Here is a 21,193-nt window from a genome sequence, read left to right as displayed (position 1 = left end):
ACCAAACCTAAACAAATGCTCACTTTCGATCGATTCATCAAGCAACTTCCAGATGAAGACGGACGCTATGAACTGGTTAATGGAGAAATTGTCAAAATCTTACCAACAATAAGACTGCACGAAAATGTAGCTGATTTTATTGAAAATACGTTCCAAAACGAGGTAAAACGACTCAACCTGAATTACAGGGTATCTGGCAGAATTGTGGTGAGGACTTTAACGCCTCATGGTAAAGAACAAGGCCGACATCCTGATATTACAGTAGTAGACAAAACCCTCTGGGAATCTCAACCTTTCGCCCTCTCGGCCCTAACTGAACCCCCACAATTAGTTGTAGAAGTTGTCTCAACAAATTGGGAAGATGATTATATCGACAAGCTGGATGAATATCAGCGGCTGGGAATTTCTGAATATTGGATTGTCGATTATTTAGCTTTGGGTAGTAGAAACTATTTGGGCAACCCGAAAGAGCAGACTGTTTTTGTTTACCTGCTTGATGAAAATGGGGTTTATCAAATGACTGCTTACCGAGGGAGCGATCGCATTATATCCCGAACTTTCCCCGAATTAGCATTGACAGCAGAGCAAGTATTGGATGTATGATATCAAATCCACCTTGAATATCGGTTTATCTCGCTTGTCTGCGAAGGCAGACTTCGTTTGTGTAGACGCGGTTTCAACCGCCGAAATACTCAAGATTTTTTTTTGCTAACAAGCGCGATCGCACAACGGTCAAATCGGGTTGAATATCCAACAAACGCTGACGGACGGAATCTGCTAATTGCTCGCGATAATTGAGATCAGCTTCTACTGCTTCTTGGTGTCGGAGATAATAGCCGATCGCACTATAGACATCAGACAACGACACAGTTGAATAACGCTGCACAATAGATTCCGGCGACGCACCATCCTGAAAAGCTCTAATCACCAATTCCAGCAAAACTCTTGAGTTTCCCACCCGAATAGCACCTGTTGCATCTTCTCGGAAAGGAGGCGCTTCAACTTCCAAAACAAGATTCATCTATTAATATCCCCCAAAATTACGAGCGTATTTCTTCACTCTCCTCTTAAGATTATATAGCAGAAGGAAGAAGGTTTTCTCTTCCTTCTTCCCTCTTCCTTATATCCGTTACATCCGTTACAAAATCCGTTGCCGAACTTCCCTCTTCCTTCAAACTACGATCGCATCGCCTGTTTTTGCTCAGCCTTCAAATCGCGGTTGCTAGCAGCAGCCAACTCCGCATCCAACAGCGTCTTACCAGTCGCAGCCAAATACACATCATCCAAACTCGGCCGAGATTGAGCAATCCCAAAAGTAGGCAATCCCGCATTTTTTAAAGCTTGCTGAATTGTTACTAACGCATCGCTTTGCGGTGTTACTACTAAATTCAGAGAATTTCCTTGGGCCGCGTTGACAATTACTTCCTGCACAAAAGGCAGAGATTGCATCAGATTTTTAGCTTTTTCAGCTTCTTCGATCGGCGAAAACTCGCGAATCCGCAAAGTCACCCGATCGCCTCCAACCCGATTTTTCAACTCCTCCGGCGTACCCTCAGCAATCACCGTACCCTTGTCAATAATCGCCACGCGATCGGCCAAAGCGTCAACTTCTTCGAGATAGTGACTCGTAATCAAAACCGTCGTACCTTCCTCCCGCAAGCGCCGCAGGAAATCCCACACTACCACCCGGCTTTCAATATCGAGCCCGACAGTCGGTTCGTCTAACACCAAAACATCCGGCTGGTGAAGCAACCCAGCAGCTAAGTCAAGGCGTTTGCGGATACCGCCGGAATAAGTGCCCGTCTTTTTATTTTCCCAATCCTCCAAACCGAGGAGTTTCACCATTTCGTCAATCCGCCCTTTAATCGTATTGCGCGGCAAATGGTAAAGCGCTGCTTGCAGTTGCAGGAGTTCCCGCCCCGTCAGCACCTTATCGAGAGCAACTTCTTGGGCGACATAGCCTAGTCTTTGTCTGGCAATTCTCGGCTGGCTGACAGCAGAAATGCCAGACACTTCAATACGTCCGCTATCGGGCGCACTCAAAGTACAAAGTACCCGCAGGGTTGTGGTTTTGCCTGCACCGTTGGGGCCTAGCAAACCAAATATTTCCCCCGGTTCTACCTTGAAGGAAACATCTTTAACGGCTTCTACAGTGCCGTAGCGTTTCTGAAGATTTTCAATTAAAACGGCGGGAGCCATATATTTTGGGGATGAACTGGTTGTTAATATTTTGACACTTCTGAGCTCAAATTGCCGGAATGGTCGATCGACCTATACGACTCGGTGTGCTTGTAACGATCGCCCACTCCTCCTCAACCGGAAACAGCTTATAGTTTTGATTTTTAATACCCGTTTATAAAATATCAACTTTCTAACGGCTCTCAACCCTGATATTCATCAGTTTTCCCACTCTCCAATCTTCAATCTCACCTCAAAAAAATTATGAGTTTTGAGTTAATTATAACTTTTCAGTTAACAACTCAAAACTCACAATTGTTCAACAAGTAGAGATGCACCCGAAACCTGTTATTTTATAATTATCTCTACCTATAGGCGGATGTGTAGCGAGATTTTGATAATTAACACACTGGTCAAACACATCACACTTTCGAGCCAACTATTAAACACAAAAAACTTCCCTAATTGGCAAGTTCTACTTGTAACGAGTTCCCAAAAAATGTAACTGTAGGCCCGTGATCTCTACCCCGATAGTTATCAGTAATCACCAACTCTTTAATCGAAAATCGAAAATCGAAAATCGAAAATGGTATTAACTCCCCTAAAGGGAGTGGCTGCCACCTCTTTAATCGACAATTTTTACCCAACCGCGGCGAACGTTGTACAGCAGTCGGTTGATGATGGCATACTCATCTTCATTCAGTGTTCTTTCTAAGAGTGCCGATCTGAGCTGTCTCCGGTCGTGGCGAGTCACGACGCTGGAGAACATGACCTGACCAAATAACTCTTCGAGTGTCATTTGGGATACTGACATGATAAACCTCCTAGTTGATTGAGACAGATAAAATTTTAACAGGCTTGTTGTATTTGTATTATCCACTCTGGGAGAGACTTCAAAGGCGATCGAAAACATTGACACGGTGTGATTTTTTGGTTAAAAATCTGTGACCGAGACTTTGATCGGCAGTGACTTGGATCTCTTAAATTGGTGATGCTTGTCACGGAAGTCAGAAGTCAGTTGACAGTTGACAGTTGACAGTTGACAGTTTATCGAGGGCAGAAGCCCGATCGCACGATCGCCAAATAATCGCTTCGCCGATCGCCCTCAAAAACTCTCCATCCCGTCCTCAGCGCTTCTCAACCTCATTTTCCCCTATGCCAATTTTCCAGCTAATTGAGGCATCGGTCAATAGTCGCCACAACAGACTCGGCCAACTCTTTCAGCGCGTAACCCCCCTCCAAACCAAAAGCTATGCGGCGGGTGAGTTGCAGGCAGTATCCGGTGAAAGTACCGAAATCTGACGGCATCAGAGTCATGCTCGCCAGCGGATCGGACGCAGTAGCGTCATAACCGGCGCTGACAATCAACAAATCCGGTTCAAATTTGGACAAAAAAGGCACGACAAGAGATTCAAAGGCGCTCAGGTATTCAGCTATGCCACTGCCGGGATAGAGGGGAATGTTCAGCACGTTGTCGTAGGCACCGCGCTCCTCGGCATCTCCTGTTCCCGGATAGCACGGAGATTGATGCAGGGAACAGTAGGCAATTTGCCGGCAGTTTTCCACCAAAGATTGAGTGCCGTTGCCGTGGTGCACGTCCCAGTCGAGGACAGCGACGCGGTTGATTCCCGGCTGTTCCAGGGCGTAGTGAGCGGCGATCGCAGCATTGGAAAACAAGCAAAAACCCATCGCGCGGGCTTTTTCGGCGTGGTGTCCCGGCGGCCTGGCCAGCACAAAAGCCGGTTCCCCCGCAGCCACCACTCGATCGACCCCATCGAGCCAAGCACTCGCCGCTAGCAGCGCTACATCGTAACTTTCAGCAGAAATCGGCGTATCGCCGTCGAGGTAGCCGCCTCCCCCATGAGCCAAATGTTCGACTTCTTTGATGTATCTTTGCGAGTGAACTTTTTTGATAGCCGAGAACAGTTGTTGTTCGCGGTGCGGCACTGGGGTAGGCAGTTGCCACTCAATTTGATCCGCCCAAGGAGCAGCTTTCAGAGCGTTGACGATCGCCGTTAAACGTTCTGGTCGCTCTGGGTGAAGCATTCCAGTCTTGTGCAGCAAGAAATCTTCGGAGTAGATGACGGGTAGCATCGGCTGATTTTAGATTTTAGATTTTAGATTTTAGATTTTTAGTTGGCTTTAAGAATGCCTTCGGTTTTGTGAAATTAAAATTTCGATCGAGTAACCATTTTAATTTCTTATATGGTCGTCAAAAAAACTCACGAAAGCATGAAAAGCGACCGCCTAAAAAAAACTTTCTAGCTTTTGCCAACTGCTGACAAAATCACCAACTGACAAATTATCAATTGTGCTTGTTTCGTCCCTTAAATTTTCTGGCAACTTTCCCATAAATTCCAAGGCAAATTGTGATATAATTTCAGGAGTAATTTGCAATATTTGGCAGGTCTACTGAATCCAAACCGATTTTATCGCATTTTTGAGATTTATAGCCGTCAAATTTAAATTTTTAACGGAGTTTTTCAACCTATGAGCACCTCTGAGTCGCGGATAATCCCGACGGATCTGGGTAATGAGATGTCGCGATCGTACTTGGAATACGCCATGAGCGTAATAGTCGGTCGGGCGCTACCAGATGCCAGGGACGGTCTCAAGCCCGTTCACCGACGCATTCTCTACGCCATGAACGAATTGGGCTTGACTCCCGATCGACCTTTCCGCAAATGCGCCCGCGTCGTGGGGGAGGTGCTGGGCAAGTATCACCCGCACGGAGACACAGCGGTTTACGACGCCCTGGTGCGGATGGCTCAGGATTTTTCCATGCGGGAACGCCTGATCAACGGCCACGGCAACTTCGGCTCCGTTGACAACGACCCGCCCGCTGCCATGCGGTACACCGAGTGTCGCCTCACAGCTTTGACGAGCGACTCCATGCTGCGCGACATCGACTCGGAAACAGTTGATTTCGGCGACAACTTCGACGGTTCCCAGCAAGAACCCCTCGTACTCCCGGCACGCATCCCCCAAATTTTGCTCAACGGTTCCTCCGGGATTGCTGTAGGGATGGCCACCAACATTCCGCCGCACAATTTAGGCGAAATAATTGACGGTTTAGTAGCACTAATTCACAATCCAGCAATTACTGACCTGGAATTGATGCAGTACATCCCCGGCCCGGACTTTCCCACCGGAGGGCAAATTCTGGGGAGATCCGGCATTCGCGATGCTTACACCACCGGGCGCGGTTCGATTACAATGCGCGGAGTCGCCGGCATTGAAACCATCGAACATCCCGGCCGCCCCGACAAAGAAGCAATTATTATCACCGAATTGCCTTACCAAACAAACAAGGCAGCGCTAATTGAGAAAATTGCCGAACTTGTCAACGACAAAAGATTAGATGGAATTTCCGACATTCGCGACGAAAGCGATAGAGACGGAATGCGGATCGTGATCGAACTCAAGCGCGATGCCTATCCCCGCGTCGTGCTCAACAATCTCTACAAACAAACACCGCTCCAATCCAACTTTGGAGCCAATATGTTAGCGCTAGTAAACGGGGAACCCCAACTACTTACGCTTTCCCAATTCCTCAATGTCTTCCTAGACTTCCGCATTGAGACTATTACTCGCCGGACTCAATACGAACTCCGAAAAGCAGAAGAACGCGACCACCTTCTGCAAGGGTTATTAATTGCCCTAGAAAACTTAGATGCAATTATTCACCTAATTCGCGCCGCTGCCGACACCGCCGCAGCGAAACAAGAATTGATGGATAATTACGGTCTTTCCGAACAGCAATCAGACGCAATTCTGCAAATGCAGCTCCGGCGTTTGACAGCATTAGAAGCGCAAAAAATTCAGCAAGAACACGAAGAACTGCGAGCTAAAATCGAAGATTTGGAAGATATCTTAGCGCGCCGGGAACGCATCTTAGAAATCGCCGAATTTGAAGCAGTCGAAATCCAAACCAAAATCGCCACTCCTAGACGCAGCGTCATCGAACACGCCGAAGGAGAAATCGATGAAAGAGATTTAATTGCCAACGAACAAGCAATTATTCTGATCACAGAGCAAGGCTACATCAAGCGGATGCCTGTCAGCACTTTCGAGGCCCAAAGTCGCGCTACTCGCGGCAAAGCAGGCGCGAAAATGAAAGAAGACGACGGAGTAGAACATTTCCTTTCCTGCTGCGATCACGATAGCGTTTTGTTCTTCAGCGACAGGGGCGTAGTTTACTCTGTCAAAGCTTATCAAATTCCCGTCTGTTCCCGGACAGCCCGCGGCACTCCCGTGGTGCAACTGCTGCCGATTCCTATAGAAGAAAAAATCACTTCTATGGTGTCAGTTACAGAATTCACCAGCGAAGAATACTTGGTCATGCTGACTCGCGGCGGCTACATTAAGAAAACCGCACTTTCCGCTTTTGGCAACATCCGCACTAATGGATTAATCGCGATTTCTCTAGAAGAAGGCGACCAACTGCGCTGGGTACGGAGAGCAAAAGTGGGTGACAGCATCATCATCGGCACGCGCCAAGGGATGGCAATTCATTTCCGCACTAATCACGAACAGTTGCGCCCTGTCGGCCGCGCGACGCGGGGTGTCAAATCAATGAAATTGCGATCGGGCGATGAGTTGATCAGCATGGACATTTTGCCCAGTTCAATTGTTGCCGAGATTGCTGAATTGGAAACTGAAGACTCCGAATTTGAGGGAGCTAATATTGCTCAATTAGAAACGGACGAAGCGGAATTTGAAGGGGCAGAAAGTGCTGAATTGGAAACGGAAGATGAAGAATTAGAATTGCAAGCCGAGGAAATTGAAGGCGAAGAGGTCGAAGAAATTTCGACAGTTAGCAGCGAAGTTCCTTCAGTGTTGGTAATCACCACCAACGGCTATGGCAAGCGGGTTCCAGTTTCTCAATTCCGCCTACAAAGACGGGCTGGCAAGGGATTGACGGCTACTAAATTCAAGTCAAAAAAGGGTAAGGATCAGGTAGCTGCGCTGCGAATTGTCAACGAAGATGACGAGTTGATGATTATTACCAACCGAGGTATTATTATCCGTCAGGCTGTGAGTGCAATTTCTACTCAATCGCGCACAGCAACGGGTGTGCGGGTGCAGCGGTTGGATGAGGATGATTCGATCGTAGCTGTGGCTTTAGTGCCGCCTGCTGGTGAAGAATCGGCAGAAGAATCGGAATCTGAGGAAGTGGCAGAATAGTCATAGGTTAATAGTTTGTAAGGTGCGCGCTGCGTACCTTACTGCTTAAATGTACAGAATTACCGCTGAAGTATCTCGACTATCTTAGCGATCGCCTCATTCAACTTCTCAAGTTTAACCTGACCCGCTTTATATAGTATGATGCCTCGGTCTGTTGTAAACAAGCGATTAGGTCTAATGTTGCTGTTTTGGTTGAGTCCCCCCTCACTAAAGTCGCTACTTTGAAGGGCAATAGCATAACGATCGCTAATAATCTGGCTAGTAATCTGACAAAGAATTAGATCCTTTCCCTCTAAAGTGGCTAGAATTAAAGCTGGTCTGCGCTTGGCTTGCGTTAAATCTGAAAATGGGAAGGGAACCACAACCACATCACCTTTTACAAATGTTGCCATGCTTCATCCTCCTCCGCTCTCAACCAGTCTTTTTGCAGGGAAGATTCACTTAGGAGGCTATTTTCTAGCTGGTCTTTTTGATATTTGTTTTTGAGAAATAGCAGAAAATCCCAAACCTCTTCTAATATGAATTCTGGAATATTTTCCATTTCTTGCAGTAATAATTCTTTAGCACTCATTGTATTTACCTCTTATAAAAATAAGACAGGAATTTCTTGAAAATAATCTTCCCACCTCTACAATCATACATAGTGACAAGTAAAAAATCAACCATCTATCGTCAAAAGTCTTTAGTCAAAACTAAAATAAATTTTCCGGTGAGGTAATGATGAGTCAACTCCCAACCAAACTACTAACTGATACCTGGGTTACAGCGACTTGGGATGAATATATAGAAATTATTAAACAGCCGGAGTACGATCGAGCAAAATGCTACTACTACAACGGACAGTTGAGGATTGAAATGGCAGCAGTCGGGGCTGATCATGCTGATGACAACGGAATTATCGTCATCTTAATCAATTTATTTGGCATTGCTAAAGGTATAAAAATGAGGCTGCTGGTCAACTGTAGCTACGCCAAAACAGGTGTCAGAGGTGCTCAACCCGATGCTTCTTACTACATCGGAGACCGGGTACAAACGGCACCTCGCGGCAGTTCAGTAGTGAATTTAGATAGCGCAGTTTCCCCAGATTTAGCAATTGAAATTGCCGACAGTTCTCTCGTGGACGATTTGGGGACAAAAAGAATGATTTATGAAGAATTAGGAGTGTCTGAGTATTGGGTAGTAGACGTACAAAAAGCGCAAGTTATTGCTTTCAAAATCATTGCTAACCGGGGAAGCGAACGGCTGACGGAATCTCAAATTTTGCCGGGGCTAAAAGTTGCTTTATTAGAGGAAGGTTTGCGCCGCAGTCGCCAGACGGACAATACAGAAGTAGGCAACTGGTTTTTAGAGGAAGTTCGCGGGAATCCTCAATAGTGCGATCGACTGCATTCTTTTTTTTAAACTGGAGGCTAGAAACCCGGTTTCTACGAGTTTTGTGAACAGGAACGAGAAATATAGGAAGAAACCGGGTTTCTGAGGTTTGCCTGTCTCCAGGACACGGCAATGCCATGTCCGGCGCTTGAATCGTTGACAATCGAGCCGATAATTGCTATAGCATAATAGACTCATAAAGTTAATAGCAAAAGTCTGTAAAAATGCCTTATTTAACAGCAGAAAACGACATCAAAGCACTCATCACTAAATTTTCCCAAGCTAAAATCCTGTGGGTGGATACAGAAATAGCAGACTATAAATCCAACCCCAGATTATCTCTGATTCAGGTGTTAGCTGACTCCACAGATTCGAGTGGAGATGGCACTTTTATACTAGATGTCTTGGATAAACCTGAATTGGCCAAAGATTTCATCAACCAAATCATGGTCAATCCAGATATTGAAAAAGTCTTGCACAACGCCAGCTATGACATCCGATTTCTAGGCAATGACGACGCTCAAAATGTCACTTGCACATTGAAAATGGTGACAAAGATTCCGACTTACATTCTGCCCTTACCTAATCGACAACTCAAAACTTTAATAGAAACACTTTGCGGCATTGCTTATGTAGATAAAACAGAACAAAGCGGCGATTGGGCAAAGCGCCCCCTCACCCAGCAGCAGCTAGAATATGCCAAGATGGACGCGGTTTATTTAGCTGGAGTGCATCGCCGCCTGGTAGAAATCCTTGCCCAATGTTACCCCGAACCCGCAACGGAAAACTTGACAGCATTGGGCGAAAAATATCAGGAAATAGAATCTCGGTGGAAGCCGCTAGACTCAGAAATTGCTGAAGTCAAAGAACGATTTAAAGCGGGGATGATGGCGCAAAAGCTCAAAGATAGTTCTTATTTTGAGCTTTCTAGTTCGATAACGATGAAAGTTGATTTTATGACGCTGGCCAGACTGACGCAAACTGAGGGAATTGAGTTGAATTTTCCGGTAACGCTGACGAAAGAAATTCAAAAACAGTTAGGCGAACTCATCGCCGATCCCTCTTTGGAAGTTGAGGATATTGCTAGTTGGCGGTTGAATTCTAATGTACAGCAGCGGCGAAAATCTACTAAGAAAAGTGCGCCGGAACCGGAGAGTGAGGATTTAACAGCATTGGGGGAAAGGTACAAAGAAATTTTGCCTGAATGGAAGTTGCTGGATTCAGAAGTTGAGCATCTGAAAGAGCGCATTAAAAAAGCAATGTTGGTGCAAAATAAGGAAAATACTCCCCATTTTAAGTTATCGAGTTCCTCGATTTTGAAGGTAGATTTTGCTAAATTGGCAAAACTTGCGCTATCTGTGGGAGTTGAGTTAGATTTTATGGTGACGCTGACTCAATACATCCAAAAGCGGTTAGGGGAAGCGATTAACAAAATTGATGTGCAAATTGAGTATATTACGAGTTGGCGGATGACGGCTAAGACTGTGGAAGATGAAGATGAGGAAATTCCCTTTTAAGAGGGCGGGCACGGGGGCACCGCCCCTACAGTATAAACAAATTGCGTTTCATTTTTGCTGTTTGTGCCGCGACTAAGGAATGAGAATTAAATAGCTACACAAGGAAAGTGGGGAGTAGGGGTTGGGCGTCCCGCCCGCCTTTTTTGGACGGGCGGGACGCCCATCCCACAATAACAATTAAAATTGTAAGTTATTTAATTCGCGATCCTAACCTTGTTCTTCCAAGTAGTCTGCAACGGCTTGCAAATCTTCCAATCCTCGGTTCAAGCTGTTAAGCATAGCTTCCCCAGTTTCAGTATCAAAGTTGAGTTTAGGATTTTGCACAGCTAACTCTTGAATTGCTTCTAGCCATAGTGAAAGCGGTACCTGGCGAACAGCTTCCCGTAACCCCATATTTGCCAATACTGCAAGATAAAAACCTGTCAAGTCTTGCCCTCCATAGCCATAGAAACCATGTCGCAGTTCTAGCTTTTGGGGGGTGTAGGCTGCATATTGATCGAAAGTGATCGGTGTGCGATCGAGTTTTGGTTGTGGGAGTGGTGGTGTATCCATATCAGTAAAAACGGGAGGTAAGGAACTAGAGACAGAGTGCGATCGCTATACCCGCTGTTTATTGCTCAGCTAGTTTGTGGCGATAGCCTCTCCACATGACGTAATTAACTTGATTTCCCTTCTAAATCCATAGAAATTCCGCAAACTGCGGTGTCGATGTTCTCCGCTGAAGGTGGAAGTATCTGAAATCCATGCTTCTTGTACCATTTGACAAGGTTGGGATTATTGTTGATGTCTTTTTGAATTAAAGAACCGTAGATCCGCCTAACTCCCCGTTGACGAGCTATCGCTATTGCAAACTGTAACAGGTGAGTTCCCAACCCTTTTTGACGGTAATCGATTGGCTTGGGCTTGACTAGAAGCCTCCAAAGAGCTGCCAATAAGTGCGGGGGAGTGTGAATTATATCATTGTGAATCAAGAGATCGCCTATCATCAATTCACCAGGCGGATCAAAAACGCAATTAATCATACCAACTTCGCTGTTACGGTACAGGAGCTTGGCAATAAAATATCGGTCTTTGTCCCCGTCTACTTTCAGGCGATACTCTCGTCCCTCGCGATCGAGGAGAATAATAGGTTCCCTGCTTTCCGAGAAACTTTTCAGCATAATTTACTTTGAGACAACTTAATGACAAACATTGGGATAATTAGGACAGTCTAAATAGTTTAGTCTTTATTTGTTACTATCGGCTGCGCCTTTGCGGTTAATTTCAATCAACCATATTTAACCAAGGTGGGCAAAAGCCCACCCTAATTCCTACTTCCCTACCGTGAAATACTCATTCTTAGCATACACGCTAATAATGCAGTCTCCCACTTCAAAAAACATCCCCTCTTGCTCATCTTTAGAAAATTGCAAGTTGCAGTATTTAGAGTTAATTTCCTCAGCAGTCGCCGCTTTTGCATCCATTTCATCCGGGATAAGTCCGGTAGAACCGATATAGAAAACCAGCGGTGAAACTTTTTCGCTGTACACTTTTTCAGCATAAGCTTCCAGTCGCTCATTCGCATTAGCTAAAGCAGCGACAAACTCCTCTCGCTTGACATCTTCTCCCTGCCATTTCGCTTGCAAAAGGCGCAGCAAACTATCTGCACCCACTTTGGCTAAAGTAGCGCTCACAATTCCGTTATCCTCCAACCCCAAAAACTCATCGAAAATCAGTTTCATCAAGTCGTCAACTTTGGTGATTTTTGTTCGGGATGACAGCGTTTTGTGTGCGAAGACAACAGGCTCATCTAAGGTGATGTCAAAGGTCGGTTTTGCTAGCTTTTCGCCCGTGTTTTTGTGGTAAGCTTCATAAAGGCGATCGAGAAATTTGTTGGCAGAGTGCAATTTGCCGAAGTTGAGGATGTTTTTGCTGCCGATGTCGATTTTGTAGCTGACTCGCGAATCTACTGAACCGTTGGCGATCGCACTTTTTAAATCTGTGTATTCCGTCGTCGTCGGAAAGTTGATGTAAAGGTTTTTTGACAGATAATGCTGTTTCAATTCTTCCAATTGTTCCGAAGTGTAAGCCTCGGATTCTTCCTTCAAATGAGCCGAGAGAATGCTAGAGAGAATTTTGATTTCTGCCAGTTCCTCAAACACTCCGTCAAGGCTGCCGTAACGCCCGTCAAAAGGCACTAGCGGCAAAGTCTCTAACTTAATATCGTACTCAGAACGGAAGTCAAATTCTTGCACGGGCGAACCGTCTTTTTCCAGGACACCGCATTTTTTGAGCAAATCAAACACTGGTTTGCTGCTGATTTTGGTTCGCAGCGACTTAATATTAACTTCGCCGTCGCTGACAAGGGTATAATTGTTGAAATTATTGAGGTCTGTAACTAGAATTCCCGCCACTTCTGCGATTAAAGTTCCATCCTCAACTTTTACCAGCTTAGCTTTTCGGGTAATCAGCATATTGATGGTAGCAGTATTTTGATTGATGGCAAATGAACCCATTTGCACGTATTCGCCACCATCTAAGAATTCTGTTTTCAGCCAAGGCTTGACAAGGTTGCCGTTTTCGTCTCGCTTTCCCTCAATTCGCTTCAAACCTTTTCGCTGATAATTTTCTTGCAAGTGTTTCAAGTTGATGATGATGCTGTTGCTGTTTTCCTCCAATATCTTGATTAACTCCAGCAGGGAAATTTTATCGCTGACTTTTACCCGATCGCCAATTTCATGATTTTTCAACACTTCAGGCGCAAAAACAGCCTGTTCCAAATCTTCCGTAAACTCGGCTATTTGGGCATTTGTCAAAGCTTTCGCGTGTTTTTCCGTCAAAGTAGCGTCGAAGGTGCTCGCCAGCGCATACTTAGCCGTATTTAAATTGCCGTCAGCCCGGTTAGCTTTCGCAAAAGCAAACACCGACTCATCAGTTTGAGCAGCGGGAACATCTAGTTTGTCATACTCATCTTTGGCGACTTTCTGATATTTGTAAAACAGTCCCCGATCCTCTGCTTTCAGGCCGCAGATTTTCAGCGTGCTCGATGAACCGTTGATTTTCTGGCCGCTTTTGGAAACAAAAACTTGATAATCGTATTCCTTAATTAACGGTTCTTCCAGCGGAGGTGCCACCGAACTGCCTAACAGTTTTGTGCTGTCGTAAAGAGCATCATAAACCATTTTGACTTCGCCAGCGCGGATGCAATTTCCCGATAATGTGTTGGCGATTTTGGAGAGCAGTTTGAAGTCAGCAGAGGCATAGGATATCGTGTTGGCAAACACATCCATGTCTTTGAGTTCTTCGCAAATTTCCCCTAATTTTGCAGCTTCCGAATTGGCACTGGGGTCATTTGCATAGCCGTCTGTGTGCAAATTGATCGCTGTCATTTCTCCGGCTTTAACCAGAGATTTAGCGAGTTGCATCGACTGCGATATGCAGGTACAGCCAGCCGTGTGGATTTTTTGAATCTCTTTGATGTATTGAGAGTCAAACTTCAGCACTTCTTGAATGGGAATTCGCTGGAAGTGACAAATTACGTCCCCTTTGCTAGCATAGGAAATCAGGCTGACAATTAGCTGGTAATTGTTGTATTCGTCTAAGGTCAAAAGCTTGATTAGGGTTTCTTTCAGCGGTTCTAAGTCATAATACATTGAGCCGGAACGGTCGATGATGATGATGCTGTGAGCGACGGATTTTTCTGGGATATCGCCTGGTGTTCTTTCTAAATTAATGCGATCGACTACATAGAATGCCTTGGCGTTTCCGGCAAAATTGTAGAGGGTAAATTTGGTGCGAGTATTCGAGGCTGCTTGGCTGCTGGAACTTTTGACTTGAGACGATTGTTTTGCTTGCCGTGCCATAGTTTTCACCTATGTTGATTTATTCCTCAACATTATTGTTACACGCGCTTCTGTGGATGTCAAGGGCTGTCGAGAAAATTATCTGCGAGGTTGAATAACCATTAATATTTAGCGCTGCGCTGCAAGGGAAAACTGCGGCGGTAGGGTAAATGTGGGCTTTTTTGGCAAAAGTAGTGGATCTGCGTAAATATTTAGTAAATATTTAGTCCATCATGCTTTATTTAGAAAATCCGCTGCTCAAACTTTATCTAAATCTGATCGGATGGGTGACGTTGGGATTTTTTCTCGGCCGCCTGCTACCGAGAAGCTATTCTACATATTTAGCCAAGTTTCTTTTCTTCTTTGGCACGCCATTGAGCATTGTTGCTTTTATCCGCCGCGCCAATTTGTTGGGCGCTATTTGGATGGCGCCGCTGATAGCTTGGGCGGCAATTCTAGCAGGTGGAGGACTCGCTTGGATTTTGATAAATTTCGGTGTCGGCGAGGAACGTTTCAAGACTCTTAATCGGAGCGCCAAAAACAGCCCGGAACGCAACACCGCTTGGAGTTTGCCCACTCAAGGCAGCTTCTTATTGGCAACGATGGTTGGTAATACGGGTTTTTTAGGCATTCCCGTCAGCTTGTCCTTATTAGGCGCGGAACACTTTGCCTGGGCGTTGTTTTACGACTTGCTAGGCACTACTATGGGAATCAATATACTGGGAGTTGCTATTGCTTCTCACTGCGGTAAAAGCGATCGCCGTCAGAGTTGGTTAAGTCCCCTGCGGGCAATTTTTCAGAATCCGGCACTGTGGGCTTTTGGTGTAGGATTTGTCTCGCGCAGCTTGCCGCTGTCGGCACAAATCGCAGAGTTGTTAACAACAGGCGCTTGGACTGTCATTACTTTAGCTTTAATTACGATCGGGATGCAGTTGAGCAAGTTGAATTCCTTGCACAACCTCAAACAAGTTTTGGCTTGTCTGGCGATTAAAATGTTGTTAATTCCCTTGGTAATTGGCACGGGATTAACGTTTTTTGGCATCGCGGGCGCACCGCGACTTGTGCTAGTGCTGCAAATGGCGATGCCTCCTGCTTTTGGTACTACATTGTTGGCCGAAGCTTTCAATCTCGATCGCGAATTAGCCGTAACTGCGATCGGCATCGGCTGCGTTAGTTTATTATTCACTATTCCCCTATGGATGAGGCTATTTAATTTTTAATAAAAATAGGAATTGCTCAGTTTTTAAACGGCCTTAGTTCAGTGATCCCCATCACAAACATTGAGCGATATATGTCATCTTGATTTAAAATAACAATCACGGGACTTGGAAACTGTATTGGCTTCTGCTAATGTGGAAATAGCCCGCTAATGACGGGAACAATAAAAGTATGGCAAGTATAAATTTTACAAGTATAAATTTTAGATTGACAGGTTATCAAACTCTCGCTCCCCTTTACTCAGGAACTCGCACCCTAGTTTATCGAGCTTTCCGTATTGACGACAAACAGCCAGTAGCCATCAAAGTCTTGCGGAACGAGTATCCCAGCTTCAGGGAACTGGTGCACTTTCGCAATCAGTACACGATCGCCAAAAACCTCAACTTGCCCGGGATCATCGAAACCTACAGTTTGGAACCCTACCAAAACAGCTATGCGTTGGTAATGGAAGACTTTGGGGGAATTTCTCTGAAAGAATGGACGGAAAAAGGGGAAACTCGGCCGTCTCTGAGCGACTTTTTGCAAGTGGCGATCGACCTGAGCAATACATTAGATATACTCTATCGCCACCGGATAATTCACAAAGACATTAAACCAGCCAATATTTTAATTAATCCCCACACAAAACAAGTTAAACTTATTGACTTTAGCATAGCCTCTTTGCTGCCAAGGGAAACTCAAACCCTGATGAATCCTAACGTGCTAGAAGGGACACTCGGCTATTTGTCTCCCGAACAAACGGGAAGGATGAATCGCGGCATTGACTACCGCACTGACTTTTACTCTTTGGGGGTGAGTTTTTACGAATTGCTGGCGGGAAAATTGCCGTTTCAATCCAACGATGCGATGGAATTGGTACACTGTCATATTGCCAAGCAACCGCCATCACTGCATGAAATCAATCCCGAAATCCCGCCGGTTCTCTCGGAGATTGTCAGCAAATTAATGGCAAAGAATGCCGAAGACCGCTATCAGAGTGCGTTGGGACTGAAATTCGATTTAGAATTTTGTTTGAAGCAACTTGAAGAAAACGGTAGGATACAGAGTTTTACGCTCGCCCAGAAGGATGTGTGCGATCGCTTCCTCATCCCCGAAAAACTCTACGGTAGAGAGACAGAAGTTAAGAGACTTTTAGAAAGCTTCGAGCGCGTAGCGCATCCACCGGAGAATCGCGTTGCCAAACCTCCTCAATCCCACGCCAGTTCCTGCAACGCGGAGGATCGGGGCAACGGACTGGTTCCGCAAAGTTCGGGGGGAATCATTGAGGGCGAAATGATGCTAGTAGCAGGATTTTCTGGCCTAGGCAAAACCGCCGTCATCAACGAAGTTCACAAGCCAATTACCCGTCAAAAAGGCTATTTCATCAAAGGCAAATTCGACCAATTTAATCGCAACATTCCCTTCAGTGCCTTCGTACAAGCATTGCGGGATTTGATGGGACAATTGTTCTCAGAATCCGACAGGCAATTAGCTCAATGGCGCACCAGGATTTTAGAAGCGATCGGCGGCAACGGTCAAGTTTTGATTGAGGTAATCCCCGAACTAGAAATTATTATCGGCAAGCAACCTCCGGCACCAGAACTATCGGGAACGGCAGCCCAGAATCGCTTTAACTTATTGTTCCAAAAATTTATTGCTCTGTTTGCAACCAGCTCGCATCCGTTAGTGATGTTTCTCGATGACTGGCAGTGGTCTGATTTAGCTTCATTACAGTTGATAAAACTGCTGATGGAAAACAATAGTTATTTACTGGTATTGGGAGCTTATCGAGATAATGAAGTTTCACCTGTTCATCCCTTCATGTTAACATTAGACGAACTGAAAAAAACTGGAAAAACTGTCAATACAATTACCCTCGCTCCTCTAGCATTCTCCGATACAAATCAGTTAGTCGCAGATACGTTGCAGTGTAACCATGTTGCGGCAAAAATGCTGACAGAATTAATCTATCGTAAAACCCAAGGCAATCCCTTTTTTACCACTCAGTTCCTCAAGGCATTACACGAAGATGGGCTGATTGTATTTAATCCCTATCGGGGCTATTGGGAGTGCGATATTGCTCAAATCAATGTGCTATCTCTCACATCGGATGTAGTACAATTTATGGCGCAGCAGTTGCAGAAATTGCCTGCCCAAACTCAAGAAATTTTGAAAGTTGCGGCTTGTATTGGCAACTCTTTCGATATTAATACCTTAGCAATTGTTTCAGAAAAATCCCAAGTCGAGGCGGCAGATGCTTTGTGGAAAGCTTTGCAAGAAGGATTAATTCGGCCGCAAAGTGAAGTGTATAAATTTTATTTGAACCATGATGATGTAGATAATACGAATACTGACAACATCGCAAATGTTGGGTATCGTTTTCTGCACGATCGCGTCCAACAAGCCGCTTATTCCCTGATTGCGGACAACCAAAAACAAGCTAGCCACTTGAGAATTGCCAGACTGTTGCTAGAAGCTTCATCTGAGAACCGAGAAAGTGACCTTTTCCAAATTGTTAACCAGTTCAACCAATGCCTTGAAATCGTTGATTCTTCAGAGGAAATCCTGACGATCGCCAAGCTCAACCGCATTGCTGCCACAAAAGCTCGCGAAACCACTGCCTTCGCAGCAGCCAGAGAATACGCCTCGATAGGTATCTCCCTCTTGGGGGAGGATGCTTGGCAGGCAAATTACGATTTAATGCTAGCTCTGAGAAACTGTTCGGCAGAAGCGGCTTATCTTTCTGGCAGCTTTGAGGTAATGAACAACTCTATTGCCGATATTCTGAGCCATGCTCGCACCCTTGAGGATCGGTTAGCAGCTTATGAAGTCAAACTGCAAGCCTTAAAAGCCCAAAATCAGTTGCAAGAGGCGATCGACTTGGGGCTAAAAATTCTCAATTTCCTCGAAATTTCCCTCCCTAAAAACGCCACACCCTCTGACATAGAACAGGCATTTAACGAAATGGAAACAGCGCTCGAAGGCAGAAGTATTTCTGAGTTGATCGATCTTCCTGAAATGGGCGATCGCGCAATTCTCGCTGCCACCCGCATTCTCGCTAGCCTGTGTCCGGTTGCTCACATGGCGCAATTCAACCTATTGCCAATTCTGCTTTTTCAGCAGGTGAAATTGGCACTGCGCTATGGAAATGCTCCGGCTCACACCCACGCCTATGCAGGCTTAGGCCTCATTCTTTGTTGTTTGCGGGATGATATTGAAATAGGGTATGAGGCAGGAAAATTAGCCCTCGCTTTGTTGGATAGGATTGAAGCAGAAGCATTTCGCTCCGCCTCAACATTTGTCGCTACCTACTTTACCCTACCCTGGAAAACTGCCATCCAATCAACTTTTAATTTAATGCTAAAAGCTTACACCAGTGGAGTGAATACTGGCGATCTAGAACACGCAGCCTATGCGGTTGAACGATACGGTCAATTAGCGTTCTTTAGCGGTGCAGTCGAACTTTCCCATCTGGAAACTCAAATGGATGGGTTTGCCGAATTTATGCGAAAACAACATCAAGATAGCATCTTGCAAATTCATAATATAACTCATCAAGCCGTTTTAAACTGGCAAGGAAAATCAACAGATCCTTTGATGCTCGCTGGAGCCGTTTATGATGAAAGGAGCGTGCTGCCTCAGCACCACAAGCAAAATAACCGCTTGGGGCTAATTTATTACTATCTCCACAAACTTATCCTTGTCTATTTGTTCGCCGACGATTCACAGGCTGCTGTAGATTGTGCCATCAAAACAATACCGTATCTGGATGGTGGCTCTGGCTCAATTCTACTCCCGTTATTTCATACATACGACTCGCTGGCACGTCTCCGAAATTACGGGGATGTTTCACCAGAGAAACAACAGCAGTACCTAACAGAAGTTGCTGCCAATCAAAAGAAAATAAAAAATTGGGCGAACTACGCCCCTATGAACTATTTGCACAAACACGATCTTGTAGAGGCAGAGCGGTATCGCGTGCTGTTAAGAAATTATGAAGCAGCGGATTTCTACGATCGCGCGATCGTCGGAGCGAAAGAAAACGAATACATCCAAGAACAAGCCCTCGCCAACGAACTAGCAGCTAAATTCTACCTCGACTGGGGCAAAGAAAAAGTGGCGCAAGCTTATATGCAAGAAGCCTACTACTGTTATGCTCGCTGGGGTGCGAAAGCCAAAATCGATGACTTAGAAAAACGCTATCCCCAACTTCTTGCTCCCATATTGCAGGCAAGAGAAAATCGTTTTGGAATCAGCGAAACTTGCCTCCAAAAAATCAATAAATCGTCAATTTTACATCAAACCTTCCACACAAGTCTATCTAGCAGCAACAGTATTTACGAAGCCCTGGATTTTGCGACTATTCTCAAAGCCTCTCAGGCTCTATCGAGTGAAATTCAATTAGAAAAATTACTGGCTGCACTGATGTCTGTGGTGATGGAAAATGCCGGGGCAACCAAAGCAGTTCTGCTGTTGGTTAAGGATGGGAATCTCGCCATCGAAGCTGTAGCTTCCTTCCATCAAGATGTCATCTCAATGTCTGTACCGCTGTCACCTAGCGACGAGGTTCCCGCTGCTGTGCTTAACTATGTTAAGCGGACTTGGAAAACTGTGGTTTTGGATAATGCAGCAGTACGAAACGATTTTATTGCCGATCTGTATTTGATGCTGAAAAAGCCCAAAAGTGTGCTGTGCACGCCGATTTTAAATCAGGGTAAATTAATCGGGTTGCTCTATCTAGAAAATAACTTGACAGTTGCTGCATTTACAGACGATCGCACTGAAGTCATCCAACTTTTGTGCGTCCAAGCGGCTATCTCTATAGAAAATGCTCGATTGTACCAAAAATCTCAAAGTTATGCACAAGAATTAGAGCGATCGCTCCTTGATTTGCAGGAAGCACAGTTACAGATCGTGCAAAGCGAGAAAATGTCCACCTTGGGCAATCTAGTAACAGGAATAGCCCACGAAATTAATAATCCTGTCGGCTTTATTAGCGGCAATATTGAGGAAGCAACTATCACGATTAAAGATTTGATTAATCACTTAAAATTATATCAAGAAAAACTGCCCAATCCTGGCAAAGAAATTGAAGAAGATGCTGAGGATATTGATTTAGAGTATGCCTTAGAAGATTTGCCAAAGATGCTGTTGTCGATGAAAGTGGGGTGCGATCGCATTCGCGGCATTAGCACCAGCCTCCGCACCTTTTCCAGAGCCGATAAAGACTACAAAGTTCCGTTTAATATCCATGAGGGCATTGACAGCACCATCTTGATTTTGAAACACCGCCTGAAAGCCAACGAACACCATCCCGCGATCGAAGTCGTCACAGACTACGGCAATCTCCCCCAAATCGAATGCTTTCCCGGTCAACTGAACCAAGTCTTTATGAACCTGCTTGCTAACGCGATCGATGCTCTAGAAGAATCAAACCAAGGACGCAGTTTCGAGGCTCTTAAAGCAACTCCACACTGTATCACAGTTCGTACCCGTCTGTTGGGCGATCGGCACATCAAAATTCAGATTGCTGATAACGGTGCGGGAATGACAGAATCAGTGAAACAGCGTATTTTTGACCATTTGTTCACAACGAAGCCAGTAGGAAAAGGTACTGGGTTAGGATTGGCGATCGCCCGCCAGATTGTAGTCGAAACCCACGGTGGAACAATTAATGTCAATTCTACTTTGGGGGGAGGAAGTGAATTTGAGATAGTGTTACCTATTAGCGCATAAAAGTTGACTGTTGACTGTTGACTGTTGACTGTTGACTGTTGACTGTTAACTGTTGACTGTTAACTGTTAACTGTTAACTGTTAACTGTTAACTAATGACTAATGACTAATGACTAATGACTAATGACTAATGACTAATGACTAATCGGGCATTATACCAGCCCCGATCGCAACGGCGGACACGGGC

At 45.2% G+C, this 21,193-nt stretch carries 15 protein-coding genes; 6 read left to right on the top strand and 9 right to left on the bottom strand.

Translation table 11 applies throughout. The features are described from left to right. Positions 1–15: 15 nt before the first annotated feature. On the top strand, positions 16–603 hold the full coding sequence (locus QUB06_RS11020; protein WP_333435319.1) for a Uma2 family endonuclease: 588 nt from the start codon (positions 16–18) through the stop codon (positions 601–603). A gap of 73 nt (positions 604–676) precedes the next feature. On the opposite strand, the gene QUB06_RS11015 is transcribed toward QUB06_RS11020, so the two are convergent. From QUB06_RS11015 to QUB06_RS11000, 4 genes are all read right to left on the bottom strand, one after another. Further along, entirely contained in the window at positions 677–1,021 is a 345-nt protein-coding gene (locus QUB06_RS11015; RefSeq protein WP_333435318.1) for a DUF433 domain-containing protein, read from the bottom strand. A 155-nt stretch (positions 1,022–1,176) separates the two neighbouring features. After that, positions 1,177–2,199 (bottom strand): ATP-binding cassette domain-containing protein, encoded by a 1,023-nt coding sequence (locus QUB06_RS11010; protein ID WP_333081691.1) that lies wholly within the window; start codon positions 2,197–2,199, stop codon positions 1,177–1,179. Positions 2,200–2,803: 604 nt separating this feature from the next. Beyond that, positions 2,804–2,992, bottom strand: coding sequence for a hypothetical protein (locus QUB06_RS11005; protein WP_015175516.1), 189 nt, complete (start codon positions 2,990–2,992; stop codon positions 2,804–2,806). 356 nt (positions 2,993–3,348) lie between these two features. Beyond that, positions 3,349–4,272 (bottom strand): histone deacetylase, encoded by a 924-nt coding sequence (locus QUB06_RS11000; RefSeq protein ID WP_333435317.1) that lies wholly within the window; start codon positions 4,270–4,272, stop codon positions 3,349–3,351. Positions 4,273–4,668: 396 nt separating this feature from the next. Between QUB06_RS11000 and gyrA the strand changes: the two genes are divergently transcribed. Then, complete coding sequence (gene gyrA, locus QUB06_RS10995; protein WP_333435316.1) at positions 4,669–7,365, top strand: DNA gyrase subunit A; 2,697 nt, start codon at positions 4,669–4,671, stop codon at positions 7,363–7,365. Between the two features lie 59 nt (positions 7,366–7,424). On the opposite strand, the gene QUB06_RS10990 is transcribed toward gyrA, so the two are convergent. Both QUB06_RS10990 and QUB06_RS10985 read right to left on the bottom strand, forming a co-directional pair. Then, positions 7,425–7,757, bottom strand: a complete 333-nt coding sequence (locus QUB06_RS10990; protein WP_333435315.1) for a type II toxin-antitoxin system PemK/MazF family toxin — start codon at positions 7,755–7,757, stop codon at positions 7,425–7,427. Next, positions 7,742–7,936: a hypothetical protein gene (locus tag QUB06_RS10985; protein ID WP_242716913.1), complete on the bottom strand. Its 195-nt coding sequence runs from the start codon at positions 7,934–7,936 to the stop codon at positions 7,742–7,744. The genes QUB06_RS10990 and QUB06_RS10985 overlap by 16 nt, the downstream gene beginning before the upstream one ends. A 146-nt stretch (positions 7,937–8,082) precedes the next feature. Between QUB06_RS10985 and QUB06_RS10980 the strand changes: the two genes are divergently transcribed. Further along, positions 8,083–8,739 (top strand): Uma2 family endonuclease, encoded by a 657-nt coding sequence (locus QUB06_RS10980; protein ID WP_333435314.1) that lies wholly within the window; start codon positions 8,083–8,085, stop codon positions 8,737–8,739. Positions 8,740–8,960: 221 nt separating this feature from the next. Next, on the top strand, positions 8,961–10,253 hold the full coding sequence (locus QUB06_RS10975; protein ID WP_333435313.1) for a ribonuclease D: 1,293 nt from the start codon (positions 8,961–8,963) through the stop codon (positions 10,251–10,253). A gap of 207 nt (positions 10,254–10,460) precedes the next feature. Here the strand turns inward: QUB06_RS10975 and QUB06_RS10970 are convergent, their stop codons facing one another. The 3 genes from QUB06_RS10970 to QUB06_RS10960 all read right to left on the bottom strand — a co-directional run bounded on the left by QUB06_RS10970 (position 10,461) and on the right by QUB06_RS10960 (position 14,095). Next, the gene (locus tag QUB06_RS10970; RefSeq protein ID WP_333435312.1) at positions 10,461–10,805 is read right to left on the bottom strand and encodes a hypothetical protein; all 345 of its coding nucleotides are present in this window, start codon (positions 10,803–10,805) and stop codon (positions 10,461–10,463) included. A gap of 104 nt (positions 10,806–10,909) precedes the next feature. Continuing rightward, entirely contained in the window at positions 10,910–11,413 is a 504-nt protein-coding gene (locus tag QUB06_RS10965; protein ID WP_333435311.1) for a GNAT family N-acetyltransferase, read from the bottom strand. A gap of 150 nt (positions 11,414–11,563) precedes the next feature. Then, entirely contained in the window at positions 11,564–14,095 is a 2,532-nt protein-coding gene (locus QUB06_RS10960) for a vWA domain-containing protein (RefSeq protein WP_333435310.1), read from the bottom strand. A 212-nt stretch (positions 14,096–14,307) separates the two neighbouring features. Here QUB06_RS10960 and QUB06_RS10955 point away from each other — a divergent pair, with 212 nt between their 5' ends. Then, positions 14,308–15,294: an AEC family transporter gene (locus tag QUB06_RS10955; RefSeq protein WP_333435309.1), complete on the top strand. Its 987-nt coding sequence runs from the start codon at positions 14,308–14,310 to the stop codon at positions 15,292–15,294. Between the two features lie 169 nt (positions 15,295–15,463). Next, positions 15,464–21,007 (top strand): protein kinase domain-containing protein, encoded by a 5,544-nt coding sequence (locus tag QUB06_RS10950; RefSeq protein WP_333435308.1) that lies wholly within the window; start codon positions 15,464–15,466, stop codon positions 21,005–21,007. Positions 21,008–21,193 lie beyond the last annotated feature (186 nt).

This window comes from Microcoleus sp. D2_18a_D3 (assembly GCF_036702455.1).
Taxonomy (GTDB): domain Bacteria; phylum Cyanobacteriota; class Cyanobacteriia; order Cyanobacteriales; family Microcoleaceae; genus Microcoleus.
This window is presented reverse-complemented; position numbering and strand designations above follow the sequence as displayed.